General features: G+C 61.4%; 23 protein-coding genes and 2 tRNA genes. 22 read left to right on the top strand and 3 right to left on the bottom strand.

The window, feature by feature from the left end:
* Positions 1–47: 47 nt before the first annotated feature.
* Both DM872_RS01175 and DM872_RS01170 read left to right on the top strand, forming a co-directional pair.
* A complete protein-coding gene (locus DM872_RS01175; protein ID WP_179057734.1) occupies positions 48–482 on the top strand; it encodes a type II toxin-antitoxin system RatA family toxin in 435 nt (144 codons plus the stop codon).
* Positions 475–795 (top strand): RnfH family protein, encoded by a 321-nt coding sequence (locus DM872_RS01170; RefSeq protein WP_179057733.1) that lies wholly within the window; start codon positions 475–477, stop codon positions 793–795. Before DM872_RS01175 ends, DM872_RS01170 begins: the two co-directional genes overlap by 8 nt.
* Positions 796–848: 53 nt before the next feature.
* Here DM872_RS01170 and DM872_RS01165 read toward each other — a convergent pair whose 3' ends face one another.
* The gene (locus DM872_RS01165; RefSeq protein ID WP_077522829.1) at positions 849–1,382 is read right to left on the bottom strand and encodes an outer membrane protein assembly factor BamE; all 534 of its coding nucleotides are present in this window, start codon (positions 1,380–1,382) and stop codon (positions 849–851) included.
* Between the two features lie 99 nt (positions 1,383–1,481).
* On the opposite strand from DM872_RS01165, the gene fur reads away from it, so the two are divergent.
* Entirely contained in the window at positions 1,482–1,886 is a 405-nt protein-coding gene (fur, locus tag DM872_RS01160) for a ferric iron uptake transcriptional regulator (RefSeq protein ID WP_077522831.1), read from the top strand.
* A 59-nt stretch (positions 1,887–1,945) separates the two neighbouring features.
* Here fur and recN read toward each other — a convergent pair whose 3' ends face one another.
* Entirely contained in the window at positions 1,946–3,619 is a 1,674-nt protein-coding gene (gene recN, locus DM872_RS01155; protein WP_179057732.1) for a DNA repair protein RecN, read from the bottom strand.
* A 156-nt stretch (positions 3,620–3,775) separates the two neighbouring features.
* Here recN and grpE point away from each other — a divergent pair, with 156 nt between their 5' ends.
* The 9 genes from grpE (at position 3,776) to DM872_RS01110 (ending at position 14,646) form a co-directional block, all read left to right on the top strand.
* Entirely contained in the window at positions 3,776–4,345 is a 570-nt protein-coding gene (gene grpE / locus DM872_RS01150) for a nucleotide exchange factor GrpE (RefSeq protein ID WP_077522835.1), read from the top strand.
* A gap of 100 nt (positions 4,346–4,445) precedes the next feature.
* Positions 4,446–6,359, top strand: coding sequence for a molecular chaperone DnaK (gene dnaK, locus DM872_RS01145; protein WP_179057731.1), 1,914 nt, complete (start codon positions 4,446–4,448; stop codon positions 6,357–6,359).
* 123 nt (positions 6,360–6,482) lie between these two features.
* Positions 6,483–7,610, top strand: coding sequence for a molecular chaperone DnaJ (dnaJ, locus tag DM872_RS01140; protein ID WP_179057730.1), 1,128 nt, complete (start codon positions 6,483–6,485; stop codon positions 7,608–7,610).
* Between the two features lie 82 nt (positions 7,611–7,692).
* On the top strand, positions 7,693–8,496 hold the full coding sequence (gene dapB, locus DM872_RS01135) for a 4-hydroxy-tetrahydrodipicolinate reductase (RefSeq protein ID WP_179057729.1): 804 nt from the start codon (positions 7,693–7,695) through the stop codon (positions 8,494–8,496).
* 205 nt (positions 8,497–8,701) lie between these two features.
* Positions 8,702–9,838 carry a glutamine-hydrolyzing carbamoyl-phosphate synthase small subunit gene (carA, locus tag DM872_RS01130; RefSeq protein WP_077522843.1) on the top strand — a complete coding sequence of 379 codons (1,137 nt, stop codon included), beginning with the start codon at positions 8,702–8,704 and terminating at the stop codon, positions 9,836–9,838.
* A 25-nt stretch (positions 9,839–9,863) separates the two neighbouring features.
* Positions 9,864–10,514 (top strand): leucine efflux protein LeuE, encoded by a 651-nt coding sequence (gene leuE / locus DM872_RS01125; protein WP_179057758.1) that lies wholly within the window; start codon positions 9,864–9,866, stop codon positions 10,512–10,514.
* 19 nt (positions 10,515–10,533) lie between these two features.
* The gene (carB, locus tag DM872_RS01120) at positions 10,534–13,755 is read left to right on the top strand and encodes a carbamoyl-phosphate synthase large subunit (RefSeq protein ID WP_179057728.1); all 3,222 of its coding nucleotides are present in this window, start codon (positions 10,534–10,536) and stop codon (positions 13,753–13,755) included.
* Positions 13,752–14,228, top strand: coding sequence for a transcription elongation factor GreA (gene greA / locus DM872_RS01115; protein ID WP_016494781.1), 477 nt, complete (start codon positions 13,752–13,754; stop codon positions 14,226–14,228). Before carB ends, greA begins: the two co-directional genes overlap by 4 nt.
* A complete protein-coding gene (locus DM872_RS01110) occupies positions 14,206–14,646 on the top strand; it encodes a DUF4149 domain-containing protein (RefSeq protein ID WP_179057727.1) in 441 nt (146 codons plus the stop codon). Before greA ends, DM872_RS01110 begins: the two co-directional genes overlap by 23 nt.
* A 21-nt stretch (positions 14,647–14,667) precedes the next feature.
* Here the strand turns inward: DM872_RS01110 and DM872_RS01105 are convergent, their stop codons facing one another.
* Positions 14,668–14,982, bottom strand: coding sequence for a YhbY family RNA-binding protein (locus tag DM872_RS01105; protein WP_179057726.1), 315 nt, complete (start codon positions 14,980–14,982; stop codon positions 14,668–14,670).
* A 76-nt stretch (positions 14,983–15,058) separates the two neighbouring features.
* Between DM872_RS01105 and rlmE the strand changes: the two genes are divergently transcribed.
* The 10 genes from rlmE to nusA all read left to right on the top strand — a co-directional run bounded on the left by rlmE (position 15,059) and on the right by nusA (position 23,615).
* Positions 15,059–15,682, top strand: a complete 624-nt coding sequence (rlmE, locus tag DM872_RS01100; RefSeq protein ID WP_179057725.1) for a 23S rRNA (uridine(2552)-2'-O)-methyltransferase RlmE — start codon at positions 15,059–15,061, stop codon at positions 15,680–15,682.
* Between the two features lie 201 nt (positions 15,683–15,883).
* Positions 15,884–17,797 carry an ATP-dependent zinc metalloprotease FtsH gene (gene ftsH / locus DM872_RS01095; protein ID WP_179057724.1) on the top strand — a complete coding sequence of 638 codons (1,914 nt, stop codon included), beginning with the start codon at positions 15,884–15,886 and terminating at the stop codon, positions 17,795–17,797.
* A gap of 9 nt (positions 17,798–17,806) precedes the next feature.
* Positions 17,807–18,658: a dihydropteroate synthase gene (folP, locus tag DM872_RS01090; RefSeq protein ID WP_179057723.1), complete on the top strand. Its 852-nt coding sequence runs from the start codon at positions 17,807–17,809 to the stop codon at positions 18,656–18,658.
* 18 nt (positions 18,659–18,676) lie between these two features.
* Positions 18,677–20,017, top strand: coding sequence for a phosphoglucosamine mutase (gene glmM, locus DM872_RS01085; RefSeq protein ID WP_179057722.1), 1,341 nt, complete (start codon positions 18,677–18,679; stop codon positions 20,015–20,017).
* A 65-nt stretch (positions 20,018–20,082) separates the two neighbouring features.
* Positions 20,083–20,838, top strand: a complete 756-nt coding sequence (tpiA, locus tag DM872_RS01080; RefSeq protein ID WP_179057721.1) for a triose-phosphate isomerase — start codon at positions 20,083–20,085, stop codon at positions 20,836–20,838.
* A gap of 4 nt (positions 20,839–20,842) precedes the next feature.
* Positions 20,843–21,226, top strand: a complete 384-nt coding sequence (secG, locus tag DM872_RS01075; protein WP_077522865.1) for a preprotein translocase subunit SecG — start codon at positions 20,843–20,845, stop codon at positions 21,224–21,226.
* 9 nt (positions 21,227–21,235) lie between these two features.
* Positions 21,236–21,321: transfer RNA gene (locus tag DM872_RS01070), tRNA-Leu, on the top strand.
* A 97-nt stretch (positions 21,322–21,418) separates the two neighbouring features.
* A tRNA-Met gene (locus DM872_RS01065) sits at positions 21,419–21,495 on the top strand.
* Positions 21,496–21,627: 132 nt separating this feature from the next.
* Entirely contained in the window at positions 21,628–22,086 is a 459-nt protein-coding gene (rimP, locus tag DM872_RS01060; protein ID WP_077522867.1) for a ribosome maturation factor RimP, read from the top strand.
* 47 nt (positions 22,087–22,133) lie between these two features.
* A complete protein-coding gene (gene nusA / locus DM872_RS01055) occupies positions 22,134–23,615 on the top strand; it encodes a transcription termination factor NusA (protein ID WP_179057720.1) in 1,482 nt (493 codons plus the stop codon).
* Positions 23,616–23,626 lie beyond the last annotated feature (11 nt).

Genomic DNA, 23,626 nt, shown 5'->3' with positions numbered 1-23,626 from the left:
CGGCGCATTTATATGCGGTGCGGCCTGGAACCCCGTTCGAGGCCAAGATGACCACCCATATCCAGCGCTCCGCCCTGTTGCCGTTCCCTGCGCAGGCGCTCTACGACCTGGTCAACGATGTGGCGCGTTACCCGGAATTCCTGCCTTGGTGCTCGGCCGCCACTGTGATGGAGGAGAGCGAGAGCCACATGCTCGCGAGCCTCGAAGTCGCCAAGGGCAGCCTCAGCCAGCGCTTCGTGACCCGCAACACACTGGATGGCGGCAGTACGATCGAGATGAACCTGGAGGAAGGCCCCTTCAGCCAATTGCACGGCGTGTGGCATTTCAAGGCGCTGGGCGACAAGGCCTGCAAGATCAGCCTGGATCTGCGATTCGATTACGCGGGTCCCATCATCAAGGCCACCCTGGGGCCGTTGTTCACTCAGGCCGCGAACACCATGGTGGATGCCTTCTGCCAGCGCGCGAAGCAGATTTATGGCTGAGGGTGTGATCCGCATCGAGGTGGTCTACGCCCTGGCGGGCCGCCAGCAGTTGCTGCGTCTTGAGGTCCCTGCGGGCATCAGTGCCCGGCAGGCGGTGCTGCGTTCGGGGATGGCGGAGCACTTCTCGGGCCTGGACCTGGCCAACTGCCCGCTTGGCATCTTCGGCAAGGCGCTGTCGGACCCGGAATCGCGACTGCTGGAAGAGGGTGATCGGGTGGAGCTCTATCGACCCCTGATTGCCGATCCCAAGGAAGTGCGCAAGCAACGTGCGGCCAAGGCTGCCCAGGTGCGGGCCGGCGAACGGGACACCTGAATTCCAGCCATGAAAAAGCCCGGGACCAGCCCGGGCTTTTTTGTTGCCGCGTGTTATTGCGGCGAAGTTTCCAGCGGTTCCGGAATCGGTACCGGGACGGGTTCGGCGCTGTCCACTTCCTTCTGGATTTTCTCCAGCAGGGAACCCGGTGCTGCCGGCTCTTCGGGCTTTTGCTGCTCTTGCGGCTGTTCCGGCTTGGCTTCGGTGGTCGTGGTGGTGCTTTCGCCGCCGAGGATCGCTTCGTCACGGCTCACGCCGGGCATGAAGTCACCCGCCAGGCCAATCAGTTGATCGTTGTTGTCGAACATCAAGCTGACACGTTCCTGGAGGCGCTGGCCGCCGCCGGGCTGGATGCTGTAGAGGTAATCCCAGCGCTTGGCGTGGAAAGTGTCGGTGATAAGCGGGTTGCCCATGATAAACCGCACTTGACGCCGGGTCATTCCGGGCTTCAACTGGTCTATCATGTCCTGCGTTACGACGTTGCCCTGCTGGATGTCGATCTTGTAGACACCGGGAAACGAACAACCGGCGAGTGCGAGCAAGCCTGCGAATGAAAGGCTGGTCAGCAGGAGCTTGGTGTTTTGCATCGGTGGGAGACTTCCACTATCTTGGCTGGGCACGAAAAGTCCCGATCATACCTGCATTAAGGGAAGCTGCGAAAGCCGCATTCCTCGAGAAAACCGACCATGGTTGAAAACAACGAACTGCGTAAAGCTGGCCTGAAGGTGACCTTGCCTCGGGTCAAGATCCTCCAGATGCTCGACTCCACCGAGCAACGCCATATGAGCGCTGAGGACGTTTACAAGGCCCTGATGGATGCCGGCGAAGATGTCGGTCTGGCCACTGTCTATCGCGTTCTGACCCAGTTCGAAGCGGCGGGCCTGGTGGTTCGTCACAACTTCGACGGCGGTCATGCAGTGTTCGAGTTGGCCGATAGCGGTCACCACGACCACATGGTGTGCGTCGATTCCGGCGAAGTGATCGAGTTCTTCGATCCGGAAATCGAGAAGCGCCAGAAGGAAATCGTCAAAGAGCGTGGTTACGAGTTGGTTGACCACAATCTGGTGCTGTATATCCGCAAGAAGAAGTAAGCGCTTCGCGCAATAAGAAAAGGCGACCACAAGGTCGCCTTTTTCGTTTTAGGGAGGGATCAGCGCTGGGCGCTGACCACCATCTTCCGCGCATGGGCCAGGGACTCCTCGGTGAGGTCCAGGCCGCCCAGCATGCGGGCAATCTCTTCGATGCGTGGCGCTTCCTGCAGCTTCGCCACCGCGGTGCGAGTTTCCTGGGTGCCGCGCACCTTGTGCACGAACAGGTGGTGATGGCCTTGCGCGGCAACCTGGGGCAAGTGAGTGACGGTGAGGACCTGGCCGCGCTCGCCGAGGCGCCGCAGCAATTGCCCAACCACTTCGGCGGTGGGGCCGCCAATGCCCACGTCCACTTCGTCGAAGACCAGTGTGGGTACGCGGGATGTCTGCGCGGTGATCACCTGGATCGCCAGGCTGATGCGCGACAGCTCGCCGCCTGAGGCCACCTTCGCCAGTGCTTTCAGGGGCTGTCCGGGGTTGGCACTCACCAGGAATTCCACCTGCTCCAGTCCGTAGTGCTGCGGCTCGTCCTGTTGGCTGGCATGTAGCTGGATACTGAAGCGCCCGCCGGGCATGCCCAGGCGCTGCATTTCGATTTCCACGGCGCCAGCCAGGTTTCCGGCTGCATCGCCGCGCAGCCGGCTCAGTTCCGCGGCTTTCTCCTGATAGTGACGTTCATAGGCTGCCAGTTCCTCGGCCAGTCGCTCGGCGGCTTCGTCGTCGGCGTTGAGGGCTTCCAGTTCATCCAGCAAGCGCTGCTGGAGTTCGGCCAGGTCGCTTGGTTGGACGCGGTGTTTGCGCGCAAGGGTGTAAATGGAGTCGAGGCGTTCTTCCAGGGCTTGCTGGCGTTCGGGGTCGGCGTCGAAATGATCGAGGAAGCGGTTCAGCTCGCCCATGGCTTCCTCGACCTGGATCTGCGCGCTGGACAGCAGGTTGACTGACTCCGCCAGGGCACCCGGTTGGGCATGAAACGCCGTGAGGCGGTTGAGGCTGGCGGTCAAGGCGCTGAGCACGTTGCCGGCATCGCTGTCGCTGCACATTTCGATGACCTGGCGGCAGGCGGCCAACAGGCTCTCGGCATTGGTGAGGTTCTTGTGCTCTTGCTCCAGTTGTTCCAGTTCATTCTCGCCAAGTGCGAGGTTTTCCAGCTCGTCCAACTGGTAGCTGAGCAGTTGGTGGCGCGCCCGCTGCTCGTCGCCGGCGCGGGATAGGCGTTCGAGTTCCTGGCGGGTCTGCCGCCAGCGCTGGGCTGCCAGTTGCACCTGGCGGGCCAGGTCGCTGGCGCCTGCGAATTCATCCAGCAGGCGGCGATGGGTGTCCGCCTTGAGCAGGGATTGGTGTTCGTGCTGGCTGTGGATGTCGATCAGCAGTTCGCCGAGGGTCTTGAGGTCGCCCTGGGGGCAGGGGCTGCCATTGATGTAGGCGCGGGAGCGGCCTTCGGCGGTGATGACACGCCGCAGTATGCAGGGACCGTCGTTGTCCAGGTCGCGTTCGGCCAGCCAGGCGCGGGCTTCGGGAATTTCGTTGATGTCGAAACTGGCGAGGATATCGGCCTTGTCGGCGCCGGGGCGCACCACGCCACTGTCGGCGCGGTCACCCAGTGTCAGGCCGAGGGCGTCGAGCATGATCGACTTGCCGGCACCGGTTTCGCCGGTGATCACGGACATCCCACCCTCGAGTTCCAGATCCAGGTGCTCGACGATGGCGTAGTTGTGGATCGACAGGTGTACCAGCATGGTGCGACTCCCGCGCTGAGATGGCTGGGTATTTATACAGTGTTTGTTTTCTGCCTGACAATCGTCCCTCCCCCTTGAAGCGACAAATTGCGGCCCCATATAGGCGGACATATCAGCGGGTCTTTACCCGCAGCTGTCTTTTATGAGGAGGAAGGCATGGCCGACGAACAGACCCTGGATAACCAGACCCCCGAAGCGAATCCTGCTGCCGAAACCGCATCCGGCGAAGACCTCGCCGCCCGCGTACAGGTGCTGGAAGAGCAACTGGCCGCGGCCCAGGATCAGTCGCTGCGTGTTGCCGCCGAGCTGCAGAACATCCGCCGCCGCGCCGAACAGGATGTGGAGAAGGCACACAAGTTCGCGCTGGAAAAATTCGCCAACGACCTGCTGCCGGTCGTCGACAGCCTGGAGCGCGGCCTGGAGTTGTCCAGTGCCACCGACGAGACCATCAAGCCGGTGCGCGAAGGCATGGAGCTGACGCTCAAGCTGTTCCACGACACGCTCAAGCGTCACCAGCTGGAAGCCGTGGACCCGCACGGCGCGCCCTTCAACCCTGAACACCACCAGGCCATGGCCATGGAAGAGAGCACCCATGTCGAGCCGGGTAGCGTTCTGAAGGTGTTCCAGAAGGGTTACCTGCTCAATGGCCGTCTGCTGCGCCCCGCCATGGTGGTGGTCAGCAAGGCGCCGAGCGCAACGCCGCCGTCGATTGACGAGCAGGCTTGAAATCCGGGCTCGGGCCCCCATCTGTTAGTTCAAGCGTTTATGTGCTGCCGCGGCCCATGAAGTGAGGCCGCGGAGAATCCAAAGTTTCGGGAGAGAGAATATGGGCAAAATCATCGGTATCGACCTGGGGACCACCAACTCCTGCGTGGCCATCCTGGAAAACGGCAACGTCAAGGTGATCGAGAACGCCGAAGGCGCTCGCACCACGCCGTCCATCATCGCCTACACCAACGACGGTGAGACCCTCGTCGGCCAGTCCGCCAAGCGTCAGGCGGTCACCAACCCGCAAAACACCCTGTACGCCGTGAAGCGCCTGATCGGTCGCCGCTTCGAAGAAGACGTCGTGCAGAAAGACATCAAGATGGTTCCCTACAAGATCGCCAAGGCCGACAACGGTGACGCCTGGGTGGAAGTGAAGGGCCAGAAGATGGCGCCGCCGCAAATCTCTGCGGAAGTGCTGAAGAAGATGAAGAAGACCGCCGAAGACTACCTCGGCGAGCCGGTAACCGAAGCGGTGATCACCGTTCCGGCTTACTTCAACGACAGCCAACGCCAGGCCACCAAGGACGCCGGCCGTATCGCCGGTCTGGACGTCAAGCGCATCATCAACGAGCCGACCGCAGCTGCGCTTGCCTATGGCATGGACAAGGCCAAGGGTGACCACACTGTCATCGTCTACGACCTGGGCGGCGGCACCTTCGACGTCTCGGTGATCGAGATCGCCGAAGTCGATGGCGAGCACCAGTTCGAAGTACTGGCCACCAACGGCGACACCTTCCTCGGTGGTGAAGACTTCGACCTGCGCCTGATCGACTACCTCGTCGACGAGTTCAAGAAAGAGTCCGGCATGGACCTGAAGGGCGACCCGCTGGCCATGCAGCGTCTGAAGGAAGCTGCCGAAAAGGCCAAGATCGAGCTGTCCTCCGCTCAGCAGACCGACGTCAACCTGCCGTACATCACTGCAGACCAGACCGGTCCGAAGCACCTGAACGTGAAGATTTCCCGCGCCAAGCTGGAAGCCCTGGTCGAAGACCTGGTTGCTCGCACCATCGAACCTTGCCGCATTGCCCTGAAGGATGCCGGCCTCGACGTATCCGATATCCAGGAAGTGATCCTGGTCGGTGGTCAGACCCGTATGCCGCTGGTGCAGAAGCAGGTTGCCGATTTCTTCGGCAAAGAGCCGCGCAAGGACGTGAACCCGGACGAAGCCGTCGCCATCGGTGCTGCCATCCAGGGCGCCGTGCTGGCCGGTGATGTGAAGGACGTACTGCTGCTCGACGTTTCCCCGCTGACCCTGGGTATCGAAACCCTGGGTGGCGTGATGACCGCGCTGATCGAGAAGAACACCACCATCCCGACCAAGAAGTCGCAGGTGTTCTCCACTGCCGACGACAACCAGGCCGCCGTGACGATTCACGTGCTGCAGGGTGAGCGCAAGCAGGCTACCCAGAACAAGTCCCTGGGCAAGTTCGACCTGGCCGAGATTCCGCCGGCTCCGCGTGGCGTGCCGCAAATCGAAGTGACCTTCGACATCGACGCCAACGGCATCCTGCACGTTGGCGCGAAGGACAAGGCCACCGGCAAGCAGCAGTCCATCGTGATCAAGGCCAACTCCGGCCTGTCCGAGGAAGAGATCCAGCAGATGGTGCGTGATGCCGAGGCCAACGCCGAGGAAGATCGCAAGTTCGAAGAGCTGGCCGCTGCCCGCAACCAGGGTGATGCGCTGGTTCACGCCACTCGCAAGATGATCACCGAGGCGGGCGACAAGGCCACTGCCGAGGAGAAGGCTGCGATCGAGAAAGCGCTGGGCGAGCTGGAAGTTGCCGTGAAGGGCGACGACAAGGCCGACATCGAAGCCAAGATGAATGCCCTGTCCCAGGCTTCCACTCCGCTGGCTCAGAAGATGTACGCCGATCAGGCTCAGGCTGGTGAGCAGCCGCAAGCTTCCGGTGCGGACAAGGCGGGTGACGATGCCGTCGACGCCGAGTTCGAAGAGGTCAAGGAAAACAAGTAAGTGTCACGCTTGCTTTCGCCCCGGCGTGCGGTGCCAGACGGTCCGTACGCCTGATCTGCCGCGCGGGAGCTTGCTCCCGCGTTGGCGTGTCTGGGGCTGGTGAATTCGAGAGTGCAGGAAACTATGGCTAAACGTGACTTTTACGAAATCCTCGGTGTCGAGCGCGGCGCCAGCGAGGCTGAACTCAAGAAGGCTTATCGCCGGCTGGCGATGAAGCACCACCCGGACCGTAATCCGGGGGACAAGGAGTCCGAAGACAAATTCAAAGAGGCCAACGAGGCCTACGAGATTCTCTCCGATGCCAGCAAGCGCGCGGCGTACGACCAGTACGGTCACGCTGGCGTCGATCCGCAGATGGGTGGGGGCGCCGGTGCCGGATTCGGCGGAGCGAGCTTCTCTGACATCTTCGGTGATGTGTTCAGCGACTTCTTCGGTGGTCAGCGGGGCGGCCAGCGTGGCGGTCCGCAGCGCGGCAGCGATCTGCGCTACACCCTGGAACTGGATCTGGAAGAGGCGGTGCGCGGCACCACCGTGACCATCCGCGTGCCGACGCTGGTCAATTGCAAGACCTGCGATGGCTCTGGCGCCAAGAAGGGCACCAGTCCGGTTACCTGTACCACCTGCGGTGGTATCGGTCAGGTGCGTATGCAGCAAGGCTTCTTCTCGGTGCAGCAGACCTGCCCGCGCTGCCATGGCAGCGGCAAGATGATCAGCGACCCCTGTGGCAGTTGCCATGGTCAGGGGCGCGTGGAAGAGCACAAGACCCTGTCCGTGAAAGTACCGGCGGGCGTCGATACCGGTGATCGCATCCGTCTTTCCGGCGAGGGCGAGGCCGGTGCGCTGGGTGGGCCGGCCGGTGACCTCTACGTAGTGGTCAACGTACGCGAGCACCCGATCTTCCAGCGTGATGGCAAGCACCTTTACTGCGAAGTGCCGATCAGCTTCGCCGACGCAGCCTTGGGTGGCGAACTGGAAGTGCCGACCCTGGATGGCCGGGTCAAGCTGAAGATTCCGGAAGCGACCCAGACCGGCAAGCTGTTCCGCCTACGCGGCAAGGGCGTTGCGCCGGTTCGCGGTGGCGGTGCTGGCGACCTGATGTGCCGGGTGGTGGTGGAAACGCCGGTCAACCTGGACAAGCGCCAGCGCGAGCTGCTCGACGAGTTCCGCAAGACGCTGCAGAGCGATGGCTCCCATTCGCCCAAGGCCAGTAGCTGGTTCGAGGGTATGAAGCGCTTCTTCGGCGATCTCTAACGACGAGCTGGTAGTCGGTGGCCGGAGCTGATTCGCTCCGCTGCCGGTTTCCAGCTCCAGGCTTCCAGCTTGGAGCTTTTTTATGCGACGTATTGCAGTCATGGGCGCCGCCGGGCGCATGGGCAAGAATCTGATCGAAGCGGTGCAGCAGGCACAAGGCGCTGGCCTGACTGCCGCCATCGACCGTCCGGATAGCACCCTGGTCGGCGCCGACGCTGGCGAGCTGGCGGCGCTGGGGCGCATCGGCGTGCCGCTGTCCGGCGACCTGGCCAAGGTGGCCGACGAGTTCGATGTGCTGATCGACTTCACCCACCCTTCGGTGACCCTGAAGAACCTGGAAGTCTGTCGTCAGGCGGGCAAGGCCATGGTGATCGGCACCACTGGATTCTCCGCTGAAGAGAAGGCCCTGCTGGCCGCCGCTGCCAAGGAAATCCCGATCGTCTTCGCCGCCAACTTCAGTGTCGGCGTGAACCTTTGCCTCAAGCTGCTCGATACCGCTGCCCGTGTGCTGGGCGACGAAGTCGACATCGAGATCATCGAGGCCCACCACCGTCACAAGGTGGACGCGCCGTCCGGTACCGCGCTGCGCATGGGTGAAGTGGTGGCTGACGCTCTGGGTCGCGACCTGTCCAAGGTCGCTGTCTACGGTCGCGAAGGCCAGACCGGCGCCCGCGCCCGCGAAACCATCGGCTTCGCCACTGTGCGCGCCGGCGATGTGGTGGGCGATCACACCGTGCTGTTCGCCGCCGATGGCGAGCGCGTGGAAATCACCCACAAGGCCTCCAGTCGCATGACTTTTGCCCGCGGCGCCGTACGTGCCGCGCTCTGGCTGGACGGCCAGGAAGCGGGACTCTACGACATGCAGGATGTGCTGGGTCTGCGTTGATGTGTGATCGCGCAATCGCGCGTCTGCCAAGTGGGATGTCTTTCGGGTGGACCGAAATGACGCATTCCTGTAAACTGCAGCTTTAGTGTGTCCACTAAAAGTTACGCAGAAATGGCTCAGATAAAAAAGCGGGGTGACGGTTACAACGTCATCCCGCTTTTTTACAACCTGCGTTTGCTTCAGCCTTGATCTACGGGAGGTCTTCTTGATTAAGCCAGCCATACTCGCGCTTGCCGACGGCAGCATTTTTCGCGGCGAAGCCATTGGGGCCGATGGCCATACCATCGGCGAGGTAGTGTTCAACACTGCCATGACCGGCTATCAGGAAATCCTTACCGATCCTTCCTATGCCCAACAAATCGTCACCCTGACCTATCCGCACATCGGCAACACCGGTACCACTCCGGAAGACGCCGAATCCAGTCGCGTATGGGCCGCCGGTCTCATCATTCGTGACCTGCCGCTGCTGGCCAGCAACTGGCGTGACAAGCAGTCGCTGCCGGATTATCTGAAAGAGAACGGTACCGTCGCCATCGCCGGCATCGACACCCGCCGCCTGACCCGCATCCTGCGTGAGAAGGGTTCTCAGAACGGCTGCATCCTCGCTGGCGCCGACGCCACCGAAGAGAAAGCGCTTGAGCTGGCTCGCAGCTTCCCCGGCCTGAAAGGCATGGACCTGGCCAAGGTCGTCTCCTGCGAGGAGCGCTATGAGTGGCGCTCCAGCGTATGGAACCTGGAAACCGACAGCCATCCGGAGATCGCTGCCAGCGAGCTGCCGTACCACGTCGTGGCCTACGACTTCGGCGTCAAGCTGAACATCCTGCGCATGCTGGTTGCTCGCGGCTGCCGCCTGACCGTCGTACCGGCGCAGACCCCGGCCAGCGAAGTGCTCGCTCTGAACCCGGACGGCATCTTCCTCTCCAACGGCCCTGGCGACCCCGAGCCGTGCGACTACGCCATCCAGGCGATTCGCGAGTTCCTCGACACCGAGATTCCGGTATTCGGCATCTGCCTCGGCCACCAGTTGCTGGCCCTGGCCTCCGGTGCCAAGACCGTGAAAATGGGCCATGGCCACCATGGTGCCAACCACCCGGTGCAGGACCTGGATTCCAGCGTGGTGATGATCACCAGCCAGAACCATGGTTTCGCTGTCGACGAGTCGACCCTGCCGGCCAATCTGCGCGCGACCCACAAGTCGCTGTTCGACGGCACCCTGCAAGGCATCGAGCGCACTGACAAGGTCGCCTTCAGCTTCCAGGGTCACCCGGAAGCCAGCCCTGGTCCGCACGACGTGGCTCCGCTGTTCGACCGCTTCATCGCGGCGATGGCCGAGCGTCGCTGAGACCGTTGAGGGGCTTGCGAAGATGATGCCGACCCTGGGAATCACCGACCTCTGGACCTACGTCCTGGGGACGCTGTTCATCGTCCTGCTGCCCGGGCCGAACTCGCTGTTCGTGCTCGCCACTGCCGCCCAGCGCGGCGTGGCTGCCGGCTACCGGGCGGCCAGCGCGGTGTTCCTCGGGGATGCGATCCTGATGCTGCTGTCGGCACTTGGAATCGCCTCGCTGCTCAAGGCCGAGCCTATGCTGTTCCTCGGCCTGAAGTACCTCGGCGCCGCCTACCTGTTCTATCTCGGTGTCGGCATGCTCAGGGGTGGCTGGCAGAAGTTACGCCAGCCGGTCGAGCAGGCTGCTCCGGTGAAGGACATGGACGTCAACCAGCCGTTCCGCAAGGCACTGCTGCTGAGCCTGTCCAATCCCAAGGCGATCCTCTTCTTTGTGTCCTTCTTCATCCAGTTCGTCGATCCGGGATACGCCTACCCCGGCCTGTCGTTCCTGGTGCTGGGCACAATCCTCGAAGTCATCAGCGCCCTGTATTTGAGTTTCCTGATTTTCTCCGGTGTACGCCTGGCGGCCTGGTTCCGCCGGCGGCAACGGCTGGCTGCCGGCGCCTCGAGCGGCGTCGGCGCCCTGTTCGTCGGCTTTGGCGTGAAGCTGGCGACCGCAACCCTGTCCTGAATATTGCAACGAGAGTCCCATGCCCAAGCGTACAGACATCAAGAGCATCCTGATCCTCGGTGCCGGCCCCATTGTGATCGGCCAGGCCTGCGAGTTCGACTATTCCGGCGCTCAGGCCTGCAAGGCCCTGAAGGAAGAAGGCTTCCGCGTCATCCTGGTGAACTCCAACCCGGCCACCATCATGACCGACCCGGCCATGGCCGACGCCACCTACATCGAGCCGATCAAGTGGGCGACCGTCGCCAAGATCATCGAGAAAGAGCGTCCTGACGCGCTGCTGCCCACCATGGGCGGCCAGACTGCGCTGAACTGCGCCCTCGACCTCGAGCGCCACGGCGTGCTGGAGAAGTTTGGCGTGGAAATGATCGGCGCCAATGCCGACACCATCGACAAGGCCGAAGACCGTTCGCGCTTCGACCGGGCGATGAAGGATATCGGCCTGGCTTGCCCGCGCTCGGGTATTGCCCACAGCATGGAAGAAGCCTACGGCGTGCTGGAGAAGGTCGGCTTCCCCTGCATCATCCGTCCCTCCTTCACCATGGGCGGCACCGGTGGTGGCATCGCCTACAACCGTGAAGAGTTCGAAGAGATCTGCGCCCGTGGCCTGGACCTGTCGCCTACCAGCGAATTGCTGATCGACGAGTCGCTGATCGGCTGGAAGGAATACGAGATGGAGGTGGTCCGCGACAAGAAGGACAACTGCATCATCGTTTGCTCCATCGAGAACTTCGACCCCATGGGCGTGCACACCGGTGACTCCATCACCGTGGCCCCGGCCCAGACCCTGACCGACAAGGAATACCAGATCATGCGCAACGCCTCCCTGGCGGTGCTGCGTGAGATTGGCGTGGAAACCGGCGGCTCCAACGTCCAGTTCGGCATCTGCCCGAACACCGGCCGTATGGTCGTGATCGAGATGAACCCGCGTGTGTCGCGTTCCTCGGCCCTGGCTTCCAAGGCTACCGGCTTCCCGATCGCCAAGATCGCCGCGAAGCTGGCTGTTGGATACACCCTGGACGAGCTGTCCAACGACATCACCGGCGGCCGCACCCCGGCGTCCTTCGAGCCGGCCATCGACTACGTCGTGACCAAGGTTCCGCGATTCGCCTTCGAGAAATTCCCGAAAGCCGATGCCCGCCTGACCACCCAGATGAAATCTGTGGGCGAAGTCATGGCCATCGGTCGCACCTTCCAGGAGTCGATGCAGAAAGCCCTGCGCGGCCTGGAAGTCGGCGTTGCCGGTTTCGATCCGAAGCTTGATCTGAACGATCCGGAAGCTGAAAGCACGCTGCGTCGTGAGCTGACTGTACCCAGCGCCGACCGCATCTGGTATGTGGCCGATGCGTTCCGCGCCGGTAAGACCATTGCCGAAGTTTTCGAACTGACTCGCATCGACGAGTGGTTCCTGGTTCAGATCGAAGACCTGATCAAGGATGAGGCAGCGGTACAGACCCTTGGCCTGTCCGCCCTCGACCGCGACCTGATGTTCAAGCTCAAGCGCAAGGGCTTCTCCGATGCGCGCCTGGCCAAGCTGCTCGGTGTTTCCGAGAAGAGCCTGCGTGCCCATCGCCACAAGCTCAAGGTGCTGCCGGTGTATAAGCGCGTCGATACTTGCGCCGCCGAGTTCGCCACCGACACCGCCTACATGTATTCGACCTACGAGGAAGAGTGCGAGGCCAACCCGTCGACCCGCGACAAGATCATGATTCTCGGCGGTGGCCCCAACCGCATCGGTCAGGGCATCGAGTTCGACTATTGCTGCGTGCACGCGGCACTGGCCATGCGTGAAGACGGTTACGAGACCATCATGGTCAACTGCAACCCGGAAACCGTCTCCACCGACTACGACACGTCCGACCGCCTGTACTTCGAGCCGGTCACCCTGGAAGACGTGCTGGAGATCGTCCGCGTCGAGCAGCCGAAAGGCGTCATCGTCCAGTACGGCGGCCAGACTCCGTTGAAGATCTGCCGCGCCCTGGAAGAAGCAGGTGTGCCGATCATTGGTACCAGCCCCGAGGCCATCGACCGCGCGGAAGACCGCGAGCGCTTCCAGCAGATGGTGCAGCGCCTCGGTCTGCGCCAGCCGGCCAACGCCACCGCGCGCAGCGAAGATGAAGCCCTGGCCCTGTCGAAGAACATCGGTTATCCGATGGTGGTGCGCCCGTCCTACGTACTGGGCGGCCGCGCGATGGAAATCGTCTACCAGGAAGAAGAGCTCAAGCGCTACATGCGTGAAGCGGTGAAGGTGTCCAACGACAGCCCGGTGTTGCTGGATCGCTTCCTCAACTGCGCCATCGAGGTGGACGTGGATGCGGTGAGCGATGGTGAGAGCGTGGTGATTGGCGCAATCATGCAGCACATCGAGCAGGCTGGCGTGCACTCGGGTGACTCCGCGTGCTCGTTGCCGCCGTACTCGCTGCCGAAGCACATCCAGGACGAGATTCGTGACCAGGTCAAGAAAATGGCCCTGGAACTGGGTGTGGTTGGCCTGATGAACGTGCAGATGGCGGTTCAGGGCGAGGACATCTTCGTGATCGAAGTGAACCCGCGTGCTTCGCGTACCGTGCCGTTTGTCTCCAAGTGCGTGGGCGAGTCGCTGGCCAAGGTTGCCGCGCGTGTCATGGCAGGCAAGAGCCTGGCCGAAGCAGGCTACCAGGAAGAGATCATCCCGCCGTTCTTCAGCGTCAAGGAGGCGGTGTTCCCGTTCGCCAAGTTCCCGGGCGTCGACCCGATCCTCGGCCCGGAAATGAAGTCCACCGGTGAAGTGATGGGCGTTGGTGACAGCTTCGGTGAAGCCTTCGCCAAGGCGCAGCTGGGTGCCAGCGAGATTCTGCCGAACTCGGGTTGTGCATTCATCAGCGTGCGCGAAGATGACAAGCCGGAAGCCGTTCAGGTCGCACGTGATCTGGTCGCGCTGGGCTTCGAAGTCGTTGCCACCGCCGGTACCGCCAAGGTGATCGAGGCCGCTGGTCTGCCGGTACGCCGCGTGAACAAGGTGACTGAAGGTCGTCCGCATGTCGTTGACATGATCAAGAACGATGAGGTCACCCTGATCATCAACACCACCGAGGGGCGTCAGTCGATTGCTGACTCCTACTCGATTCGTCGTAACGCCCTGCAGCACAAGATCTACTGCACCACCACCATCGCGGCTGGTCAGGCGGTCTGTGAAGCGCTCAAGTTCGGTTCCGAGAAGACCGTTCGCCGGCTGCAGGATCTGCATGCAGGGATCAAGGCATGAATAAGTACCCCATGACTGTCCAGGGCGCGCGCGCCCTGGAAGAGGAGCTGGCTCATCTGACCAAGGTGATGCGCCCGCAACTGAGTCAGGCCATCGGCGAAGCGCGTGAGCTGGGCGATCTCAAGGAAAACGCTGAGTACCATGCGGCGCGCGAGCAGCAGGGCATGGTCGAGGCGCGTATCCGTGATATCGAAGGCCGCCTGCAGAATTCGGTGGTCATCGATGTCACCAGCATCGCCCACACCGGGAAGGTGATTTTCGGCACCACGGTGGATATCGCCAACGTCGAAACCGACGAAGCCGTTACCTACCAGATCGTTGGCGACGACGAAGCCGACATCAAGAAAGGCAAGCTGTCGGTCAGCTCTCCCATCGCCCGTGCCCTGGTGGGCAAGGAAGAAGGGGATGTAGTGACCGTCAAGACTCCGAGCGGCATCGTCGAGTACGAGATTGTCGAAGTCCGCCACGTCTAAGCGTTACCGGGCCGGCGCCATTGCCTGGCAGCTGGCCCAGACCTTCTGGGTAGGTGGTCTCTGGCTGCTGCATTTCGTCATGCTGCCGGCGCTGGGCCAGATTGGCCTGGCACCCATGCTGGTCGATGAAGTGTCTGCGGGTCTGCGACCCCTGCTGGTAGCCTTTGCCGGATTCTGCGCACTGCTCCAGGCCCTGCTGCTGATTCAGCATGTAGGGCTTGCGCGTCTCTGGCGTGATGCGCGCGCGCAATTGCTCGCCGCGGTATTGGCTCTGGTGGCGGTGTTTCTGCTGGTGCGCTTCTGGATGCCGGAGGCGGCGTACTGGCTGAATTTCAGCTATTTGTCGCTGGCCTTTTGCGGCCTGCTGCTGGTGATCCAGCCTTTGCCAGTGAAACTGGCGGAGGGCCGGGCGCGCTGAGTGCGCGCCCTGGCAGGGGAATCAGAGCCCGCTGAAACGGCTGATGTTGGAGAGGTTGCGGTTCGGCTTGGGATTGCGGCGATAGACCAGCGCCATCTTGCCGATGACCTGGACCAGCTCGCAGTTACCGGCGGAGCAGAGCTCGTCGATCAGGGCGCGGCGGTCATCACGTTCGGTGATGCGGAACTGGACCTTGATCAGTTCGTGATCGTTCAGCGCGCGCTCCAGTTCGGCCAGTACACCCTCGGTCAGGCCGTTTTCGGCCACCGTCAATACCGGTTTCAGGTGATGACCGATAGATTTGTATTGCTTCTTGTGCTCCTGTGAGAGCGCCATAATCAAACCCCTGCGAAAAAAGGCTGCTAGTTTACCCGAGTGATTCCGGGGCGCACAGCCGAACACGAGGTATACCGTGGCCCGTTCCAAGAGTAGCCAGCAATGGCTGCGAAGACATATCGACGACCCATACGTCAAACAGGCGCAGAAGGACGGTTATCGTTCCCGCGCCAGCTACAAATTGCTCGAAATCCAGGAAAAGGACCGCATCCTGCGGCCTGGCATGACCGTCGTCGACCTCGGTGCGGCCCCCGGCGGCTGGTCCCAGGTGACTAGCCGGGTGATCGGTGATCGCGGCCGATTGATCGCGTCCGACATTCTGGAAATGGATAGCATCCCTGACGTGACCTTCATTCAGGGCGATTTCACCGATGATGAAGTCCTCACACGCATCCTCGAGGCGATCGGTGACAACCCGGTAGACCTTGTGATTTCCGATATGGCCCCCAATATGAGTGGCGTAAGGGCCTCCGATCAGCCGCGCTCGATGTTTCTCTGCGAGCTGGCGCTGGACCTGGCGGGCCGTACTCTGCGCCCGGGCGGCGATTTTCTGATCAAGATCTTCCAGGGCGAAGGTTTCGACGTCTACCACAAGCAGGTGCGCGAGATGTTCGACAAGGTACAGATGCGCAAGCCGCTTTCGTCGCGTGACAGCTCCCGGGAGCAATACCTGCTCGCGCGCGGCTTCCGTGGGGAATAGACTGCAACGGGAACCTGACCAATCGGTTCCCTGCTGCAGGAGCTGGATAGAGCAGGGAGGCCGCGAGGTCTCATAAAGGGTTACAGACGGCGCCTGCCAGGGGCAGGGGTTGTGTAGTAAGTTAGGCCGATTAATCACCAGCCGTCATGCGGGCTGCGCTCCAGGAAGGAGCCCGTTCCAGAGGGTAGCTAATTGAACGATATGGCAAAAAATCTCATCCTGTGGCTGATCATCGCCGCCGTCCTTGTCACGGTGATGAACAATTTCTCCAGTCCGAGCGAACCGCAGACACTCAACTACTCGGAATTCATCGAGCAGGTTAAGGAAGGCAAGGTCGAGCGCGTGACTGTCGATGGCTTCGTCATCACCGGCAAGCGCAACGATGGCGAGCCCTTCAAGACGATTCGTCCGGCGATTCAGGATGGCGGCCTGATTGGCGACCTGATCGACAACAACGTGATCATCGAAGGCAAGCAGCCTGAGCAGCAGAGCATCTGGACCCAGCTCCTGGTGGCCAGCTTCCCGATTCTGGTGATCATCGCTGTCTTCATGTTCTTCATGCGCCAGATGCAGGGCGGCGGCGGCGGTCGCGGCGGCCCGATGAGCTTTGGCAAGAGCAAGGCGCGCCTGCTGTCGGAAGACCAGGTCAAGACCACTTTCGCCGACGTCGCTGGTTGCGATGAGGCGAAGGAAGAAGTCAGCGAACTGGTGGAATTCCTGCGTGATCCGGGCAAGTTCCAGCGCCTGGGTGGTCGCATCCCGCGCGGCGTCCTGATGGTCGGTCCGCCCGGCACCGGTAAGACCCTGCTGGCCAAGGCCATTGCAGGCGAGGCCAAAGTGCCGTTCTTCACCATTTCCGGTTCTGACTTCGTCGAGATGTTCGTCGGCGTGGGTGCATCCCGTGTCCGCGACATGTTCGACCAGGCCAAGAAGCACGCGCCATGCATCATCTTCATCGACGAGATCGACGCAGTTGGTCGCCATCGTGGTGCCGGCCTGGGTGGCGGTCACGACGAACGTGAACAGACTCTCAACCAGTTGCTGGTGGAGATGGACGGCTTCGAAATGAACGACGGCATCATCGTGATCGCCGCCACCAACCGTCCTGATGTGCTGGACCCGGCCCTGCTGCGTCCTGGTCGCTTCGACCGTCAGGTGGTCGTGGGCCTTCCGGACATCCGTGGTCGTGAGCAGATCCTCAAGGTGCACATGCGCAAGGTTCCCATGGGCGACGACGTCGATCCTGCCGTCATCGCGCGTGGTACCCCGGGCTTCTCCGGTGCCGACCTGGCCAACCTGGTCAACGAAGCTTCGCTGTTCGCCGCTCGCGTCAACAAGCGCGTCGTCGAAATGAAGGAGTTCGAGCTGGCCAAGGACAAGATCATGATGGGCGCCGAGCGCAAATCCATGGTCATGTCCGAGAAAGAGAAACTGAACACCGCGTTCCATGAGGCGGGTCACGCCATCGTCGGTCGCCTGGTGCCGGAACATGACCCTGTCTACAAGGTGTCGATCATTCCGCGTGGTCGTGCCCTGGGCGTGACCATGTTCCTCCCCGAGGAAGACCGCTACAGCCTGTCCAAGCGCGCGCTGACCAGCCAGATCTGTTCGCTGTTTGGTGGCCGTATCGCCGAGGAGATGACCCTGGGCTTCGATGGGGTCACCACGGGTGCCTCCAACGACATCATGCGTGCGACCCAGATCGCTCGGAACATGGTCACCAAGTGGGGCCTGTCCGAGAAGCTCGGTCCGCTGATGTACGCGGAAGAGGAGGGCGAGGTGTTCCTTGGGCGCAGCGCTGGCGCGCAGCACGCGAATGTATCGGGTGAAACCGCCAAGCTGATCGACCAGGAAGTTCGTCGCATCATCGACGAGAGCTATACCACTGCGAAGAGCCTGCTGACGGAGAATCGCGACAAGCTCGATGCGATGGCTGAAGCCCTGATGAAGTACGAAACCATCGACTCCGAGCAGATCGACGACATCATGGCTGGTCGCACGGTGCGTGAGCCCAAGGACTGGCAAGGTGGTTCGGGTACTTCCGGCACTCCCGCCCCGCGTGAAGATGCCAAGCGCCCTGAAACCCCCATCGGCGGGCCGGCTGGCGAACACTAAGGCCTGTAGATGAAGTCAGTGCAGTACCAGACCCGGTTGCCTTGCGGCAGCCGGGTTCTTGATTTGGCCCAGCCGCAAGTCATGGGCATCCTCAACGTCACCCCTGATTCCTTCTCCGACGGCGGCCGTTTCAATGTGCGTGACGCAGCATTGCGTCATGCCGAGGAAATGGTGGCTGCCGGCGCGACCCTGATCGATGTCGGCGGTGAGTCGACTCGCCCGGGCGCGCGCCCCGTGTCCCCGACCGAGGAGCTAGAACGTGTAGCGCCTGTGGTTGAGGCCATTGCCCGCGAGCTGGATGTGGTCATCTCGCTGGATACGTCGACGCCCGCAGTGATTCGCGAAGGCGCCCGGCTGGGTGCCGGAATGATCAACGATGTGCGTTCATTGCGTCGTGATGGCGCCCTGGACGCCGCCGCCGATACAGGTCTGGCGGTTTGTCTCATGCACATGCTCGGTGAGCCGGGCAACATGCAGCAGGACCCGCACTATGGCGACGTTGTGCGCGAAGTCGGCGAATTCCTTTCCGAGCGCATGCAAGCTTGCCTTGCTGTGGGTATTCCAGAAGATCGGATAGTCCTGGATCCGGGCTTTGGCTTTGCCAAGACCCTGGCGCACAATCTGAGCCTGTTCAAGCATATGGAGGCCCTGCACGAACTCGGGCGTCCATTGCTGGTTGGGGTTTCGCGCAAGAGCATGATTGGCCAGACGCTGGGACGGGAAGTTCAGCAGCGTCTCCCGGGCAGTCTCGCGCTGGCCGCCCTGGCCGTGGCCAAGGGCGCACGCATCGTGCGTGTGCACGATGTCGCAGAGACCGTTGACGCAGTACGCATGATCGCCGCGGTACAAGCGGCGGAATAAGACAATACGGAGCACCCCATGAGTAGAAAGTATTTTGGCACCGACGGTATTCGTGGCCATGTCGGGCAGTTCCCGATTACTCCAGAATTCATGCTCAAGCTTGGTTGGGCGGCCGGTATGGCGTTTCGCAAACAGGGCAAGTGCCGCATCCTGATTGGTAAGGACACCCGGATTTCCGGTTACATGTTCGAATCCGCGCTCGAGGCTGGTCTGCTCGCTGCCGGTGCCGACGTGATGCTCCTCGGCCCAATGCCCACTCCGGCTATTGCTTATCTGACCCGCACCTTCCTAGCCGATGCGGGTATCGTCATCAGTGCTTCGCACAACCCGCATCACGACAATGGCATCAAGTTCTTCTCCGGCACGGGCACCAAGCTTTCGGATGAAGTGGAACTGATGATCGAAGAGCTGCTCGATCAGCCGATGACCGTGGTGGATTCTGCTCAGTTGGGCAAGGTATCCCGCATCAACGACGCCGCCGGCCGCTATATCGAGTTCTGCAAGAGTACGACCCCGATCAGCACCGATTTCGGCGGCCTCAAGGTGGTGGTGGACTGCGCTCACGGTGCCACTTACAAGGTCGCGCCAAGCGTCTTTCGCGAACTGGGTGCCCAGGTCAGCGTCCTGGCAGCACAGCCCAATGGGCTGAATATCAACGACGATTGCGGCTCCACTCACATGAGCAGCCTGCAGGCAGCTGTCGTCGAGCAGAACGCGGACATCGGTATTGCCTTCGATGGTGATGGTGATCGTGTGCTGATGGTCGATCACACCGGTGCAGTGGTGGATGGCGACGAACTGATCTATCTGATCGCCCGTGACCTGCATGGTCGCGACAGGCTGAACGGTGGTGTCGTGGGCACCCTGATGAGCAACTTGGGTCTCGAACTGGCGTTCAAGGAACTCGACATACCCTTCGTACGTGCCAAGGTCGGCGATCGCTACGTGATGAGCGAGCTGCAGAAGAATGGCTGGACGCTGGGTGGCGAGAATTCCGGCCATATCGTCTGCAGCCATTTCACCACGACGGGTGATGCCATCGTTTCCGCTTTGCAGGTCCTGCTGGCCTTGCAGCGCAGCGGTCAATCCCTCGCCGAGGCCCGTCAAGGCATGCGCAAGTGCCCTCAGGTTCTGATCAACGTCCGCTACGCGGGCGGCGACGTGGACCCGATCAACCATCCGGCTGTGAAGGATGCGTCTGCCCGCGTCACTTCCCAAATGGCAGGTCGTGGGCGTGTGCTTCTGCGCAAGTCCGGTACCGAGCCACTGGTGCGTGTGATGGTCGAAGGCGACGACGAAAAGCTGGTGCGCGGCTATGCCGAAGAACTGGCAAAAGTCGTAACAGAGGTATGTGCTTGATTTCTCTTGCTTGTTGAAAATCTCTTGGGTAACATCTGCGCCCACTTTGATCGACGAGATAAAGCATGCGCCGACCTCTGGTAGCCGGTAACTGGAAAATGCACGGTACCCGCGCCAGCGTCGCAGAGCTGATCAAAGGCTTGCGCCAATTGGCCTTGCCTGCTGGCGTCGAAGTCGCGGTCATGCCGCCCTGTCTGTACATCAATCAGGTCCTTCAAGGCCTGGACGGCAAGTCGATTGTCGTGGGTGCGCAGAATTGTGCGGTGGAGCCGGTGCAGGGAGCCCTCACCGGAGAGATCGCGGCAAGCCAGTTGGTAGACGTGGGTTGCAGTCTGGTTCTGGTTGGTCATTCGGAGCGACGCCTGATTCTGGGCGAAAGCGACGAAGTCGTGAGTCGCAAGTTCGCTGCTGCTCAATCCTGTGGTCTGGTTCCGGTGCTATGCGTCGGTGAGACCCGGGAGCAGCGCGAAGCCGGCAAGACGCTCGAAGTTGTGGGGCGTCAGCTGGGTAGCGTGATCGAAGAGCTTGGTGTGGGCGCATTTGCGCAGGCGGTAATTGCCTATGAGCCGGTTTGGGCCATTGGTACGGGGCTGACAGCCTCGCCGCAGCAAGCGCAAGAGGTTCATGCGGCGATTCGCTCGCAACTGTCGGCGGAGAATGCTGAAGTTGCTCGCGGCGTACGAATTCTGTACGGCGGCAGTGTGAAGGCGGCCAGTGCGGCCGACTTGTTCGGCATGCCGGATATCGATGGGGGGCTGGTAGGTGGTGCCTCCCTGAATGCGGATGAGTTCGGTGCGATCTGTCGCGCCGCAGGAAGCTGACGAGATGCTGGAAACTGTCGTAATTGTGGTGCACTTGCTGGTTGCTCTGGGCGTTGTAGGCCTGGTGCTGGTTCAGCAGGGCAAGGGCGCGGATGCTGGTGCCTCCTTTGGCTCCGGCGCTTCGGCAACCGTATTCGGAAGCCAAGGTTCCGCTACCTTTTTGAGTCGAGTTACTGCTATACTCGCCGCGGTTTTTTTCATTACCAGCCTGGGCTTAGCGTTCTTCGCTAAAGAAAAGGCTGAGGCGCTGAGCAACGTAGGCCTGCCGGATCCGGCGGCTCTCGAAGTTCAACCCGCCAAGCCGGCAGCTGATGATGTGCCGGTGCTCGAAGAGCAGAAGCCAGCTACCCAATCGGGTGATGTGCCGCAAGCTCCGGAGCAGAAGTAAGCAAGTTTTGCCGAGGTGGTGGAATTGGTAGACACGCTACCTTGAGGTGGTAGTGGCCATAGGCTGTAGGGGTTCGAGTCCCCTCCTCGGTACCATACAAAGAGAAGGCCCGCAGTGATGCGGGCCTTTCTCTTGCGGGATGTTCGGTTGACCACGAAAGGTGCTGGCCGTATACTCTCGCACCAGCTTTGACGCGGGGTGGAGCAGTCTGGTAGCTCGTCGGGCTCATAACCCGAAGGTCGTTGGTTCAAATCCAGCCCCCGCAACCAGTAGTCGCGAAGCCCCTTTTTAGGGGCTTTTTGCTAGCTGGACAGTTGACCTCCGATCACAGATCAGGCGGTTTTTGAAGGGATGGGCGTTTCGCCCATTTTTTATTTGCACAGCATGCGAGAGGCGATCAGGTGTCGAGCAAGCTAGAACAGTTGCAGGCCTTGTTGGCCCCGGTAGTCGAAGCGCTCGGTTATCAGTGCTGGGGCATCGAGTTCCTGTCTCAAGGGCGGCATTCCCTGCTGCGTATCTATATCGATCACGAAAACGGCATCCTGGTCGATGATTGCGAGAAGGTCAGTCGGCAGATCAGTGGTGTGCTCGACGTCGAGGACCCGATCAGCAACGAATACACCCTCGAAGTCTCTTCGCCGGGCATGGATCGTCCGCTGTTCACCCTTGAACAGTTTGCGGCCCACGCTGGTGAGCTGGTCAAGATCAAGCTGCGTTCACCCTTCGAAGGGCGGCGCAATTTTCAAGGGCTTCTCCGCGGGGTGGAGGAGCAGGACGTGGTTGTTCTTATCGAAGACCGCGAGTTCCTCCTGCCGATCGAGTTGATCGACAAGGCCAACATCATTCCCCGTTTTGACTGAGACGCGGATCCCGCGGATCCAATGGATTGCGAAAGGCGAGGCGTACGATGAGCAAAGAAGTACTGCTGGTTGTTGAGTCGGTATCCAATGAAAAGGGTGTACCGGCTGGCGTTATTTTCGAGGCGCTGGAGCTGGCCCTGGCCACTGCTACCAAGAAGCGTTTTGAAGACGAGGTCGACCTGCGAGTGTCGATCAATCGTCAGAGCGGTATCTACGACACTTTCCGTCGCTGGACTGTGGTCGAAGAAACCGATTTCGAAGATCCGGCCATCCAGCTGACCCTGGATCAGGCCCAGGAGCGCGATGAAAAAGCCAAGATCGGCGACATCATCGAAGAGAAGATCGAGTCCATCGAGTTCGGCCGCATTGCTGCCCAGACCGCCAAGCAGGTCATCGTGCAGAAAGTGCGTGAAGCCGAGCGTGCTCAGGTAGTTGAAGCCTACCGCGAGAAGCTGGGCGATATCATTTTCGGCACCGTGAAGAAGGTCACCCGCGACAACGTGATCGTCGACCTGGGCAACAACGCCGAAGCGCTCCTGGCTCGCGAGGACATCATCGCTCGCGAAACTTTCCGCGTCGGTGCCCGTGTGCGTGCCCTGCTGAAGGAAATCCGCACCGAGAACCGCGGTCCGCAACTGATCCTGTCGCGTACTGCGCCGCAGATGCTGATCGAACTGTTCCGCATCGAAGTGCCGGAAATCGCCGAAGAACTGATCGAAGTGATGGCTGCGTCCCGTGATCCGGGTTCGCGCGCCAAGATCGCTGTGCGCTCCAAGGACAAGCGTATCGACCCGCAGGGTGCGTGCATCGGCATGCGCGGTTCCCGCGTCCAGGCCGTTTCCGGCGAACTGGGCGGCGAGCGCGTCGATATCGTCCTGTGGGACGACAACCCTGCGCAGTTCGTGATCAACGCCATGGCTCCGGCCGAAGTGGTAGCGATCATCGTCGACGAAGATGCCCACGCGATGGACATCGCCGTTGCCGAAGACAACCTGGCCCAGGCCATTGGGCGTGGTGGCCAGAACGTGCGGTTGGCCAGCCAACTGACCGGTTGGACCCTCAACGTGATGACCGAAGCGGACATCCAGGCCAAGCAGCAAGCCGAAACCGGCGACATCCTGCGCGCCTTCGTTGAAGAGCTGGAAGTGGACGAAGAGCTGGCCCAGGTACTGGTTGAAGAAGGTTTCACCAGTCTGGAAGAAATCGCCTACGTGCCCATGGAAGAAATGCTCAGCATCGACGGCTTCGACGAGGACATCGTCAACGAGCTGCGTGCGCGCGCGAAGGACCGCCTGCTGACCAAGGCTATCGCAACCGAAGAGAAGCTGGCGGATGCCCAGCCTGCCGAAGACCTGCTTTCCCTGGAAGGCATGGACAAGGACCTGGCTGTTGAACTCGCCGTACGTGGCGTTATTAATCGCGAAGATCTGGCCGAGCAGTCGATCGACGACCTGCTCGACATCGACGGCATGGACGAAGAGCGTGCCGGCAAGCTGATCATGGCCGCCCGAGCCCACTGGTTCGAGTAAGTTTCACGGCC

It is taken from the genome of Pseudomonas taiwanensis (genome assembly GCF_013393345.1).
Classification (GTDB): Bacteria; Pseudomonadota; Gammaproteobacteria; order Pseudomonadales; family Pseudomonadaceae; genus Metapseudomonas; species Metapseudomonas resinovorans_C.
This window is presented reverse-complemented; position numbering and strand designations above follow the sequence as displayed.

Coding starts and splice junctions, on each gene's coding strand:
- DM872_RS01175 (WP_179057734.1), top strand. CDS start 48: ATGACCACCCATATCCAGCGCTCCGCCCTGTTGCCGTTCCCTGCGCAG.
- DM872_RS01170 (WP_179057733.1), top strand. CDS start 475: ATGGCTGAGGGTGTGATCCGCATCGAGGTGGTCTACGCCCTGGCGGGC.
- DM872_RS01165 (WP_077522829.1), bottom strand. CDS start 1,382: ATGCAAAACACCAAGCTCCTGCTGACCAGCCTTTCATTCGCAGGCTTG.
- fur (WP_077522831.1), top strand. CDS start 1,482: ATGGTTGAAAACAACGAACTGCGTAAAGCTGGCCTGAAGGTGACCTTG.
- recN (WP_179057732.1), bottom strand. CDS start 3,619: ATGCTGGTACACCTGTCGATCCACAACTACGCCATCGTCGAGCACCTG.
- grpE (WP_077522835.1), top strand. CDS start 3,776: ATGGCCGACGAACAGACCCTGGATAACCAGACCCCCGAAGCGAATCCT.
- dnaK (WP_179057731.1), top strand. CDS start 4,446: ATGGGCAAAATCATCGGTATCGACCTGGGGACCACCAACTCCTGCGTG.
- dnaJ (WP_179057730.1), top strand. CDS start 6,483: ATGGCTAAACGTGACTTTTACGAAATCCTCGGTGTCGAGCGCGGCGCC.
- dapB (WP_179057729.1), top strand. CDS start 7,693: ATGCGACGTATTGCAGTCATGGGCGCCGCCGGGCGCATGGGCAAGAAT.
- leuE (WP_179057758.1), top strand. CDS start 9,864: ATGCCGACCCTGGGAATCACCGACCTCTGGACCTACGTCCTGGGGACG.
- carB (WP_179057728.1), top strand. CDS start 10,534: ATGCCCAAGCGTACAGACATCAAGAGCATCCTGATCCTCGGTGCCGGC.
- greA (WP_016494781.1), top strand. CDS start 13,752: ATGAATAAGTACCCCATGACTGTCCAGGGCGCGCGCGCCCTGGAAGAG.
- DM872_RS01105 (WP_179057726.1), bottom strand. CDS start 14,982: ATGGCGCTCTCACAGGAGCACAAGAAGCAATACAAATCTATCGGTCAT.
- ftsH (WP_179057724.1), top strand. CDS start 15,884: ATGGCAAAAAATCTCATCCTGTGGCTGATCATCGCCGCCGTCCTTGTC.
- folP (WP_179057723.1), top strand. CDS start 17,807: ATGAAGTCAGTGCAGTACCAGACCCGGTTGCCTTGCGGCAGCCGGGTT.
- glmM (WP_179057722.1), top strand. CDS start 18,677: ATGAGTAGAAAGTATTTTGGCACCGACGGTATTCGTGGCCATGTCGGG.
- tpiA (WP_179057721.1), top strand. CDS start 20,083: ATGCGCCGACCTCTGGTAGCCGGTAACTGGAAAATGCACGGTACCCGC.
- secG (WP_077522865.1), top strand. CDS start 20,843: ATGCTGGAAACTGTCGTAATTGTGGTGCACTTGCTGGTTGCTCTGGGC.
- nusA (WP_179057720.1), top strand. CDS start 22,134: ATGAGCAAAGAAGTACTGCTGGTTGTTGAGTCGGTATCCAATGAAAAG.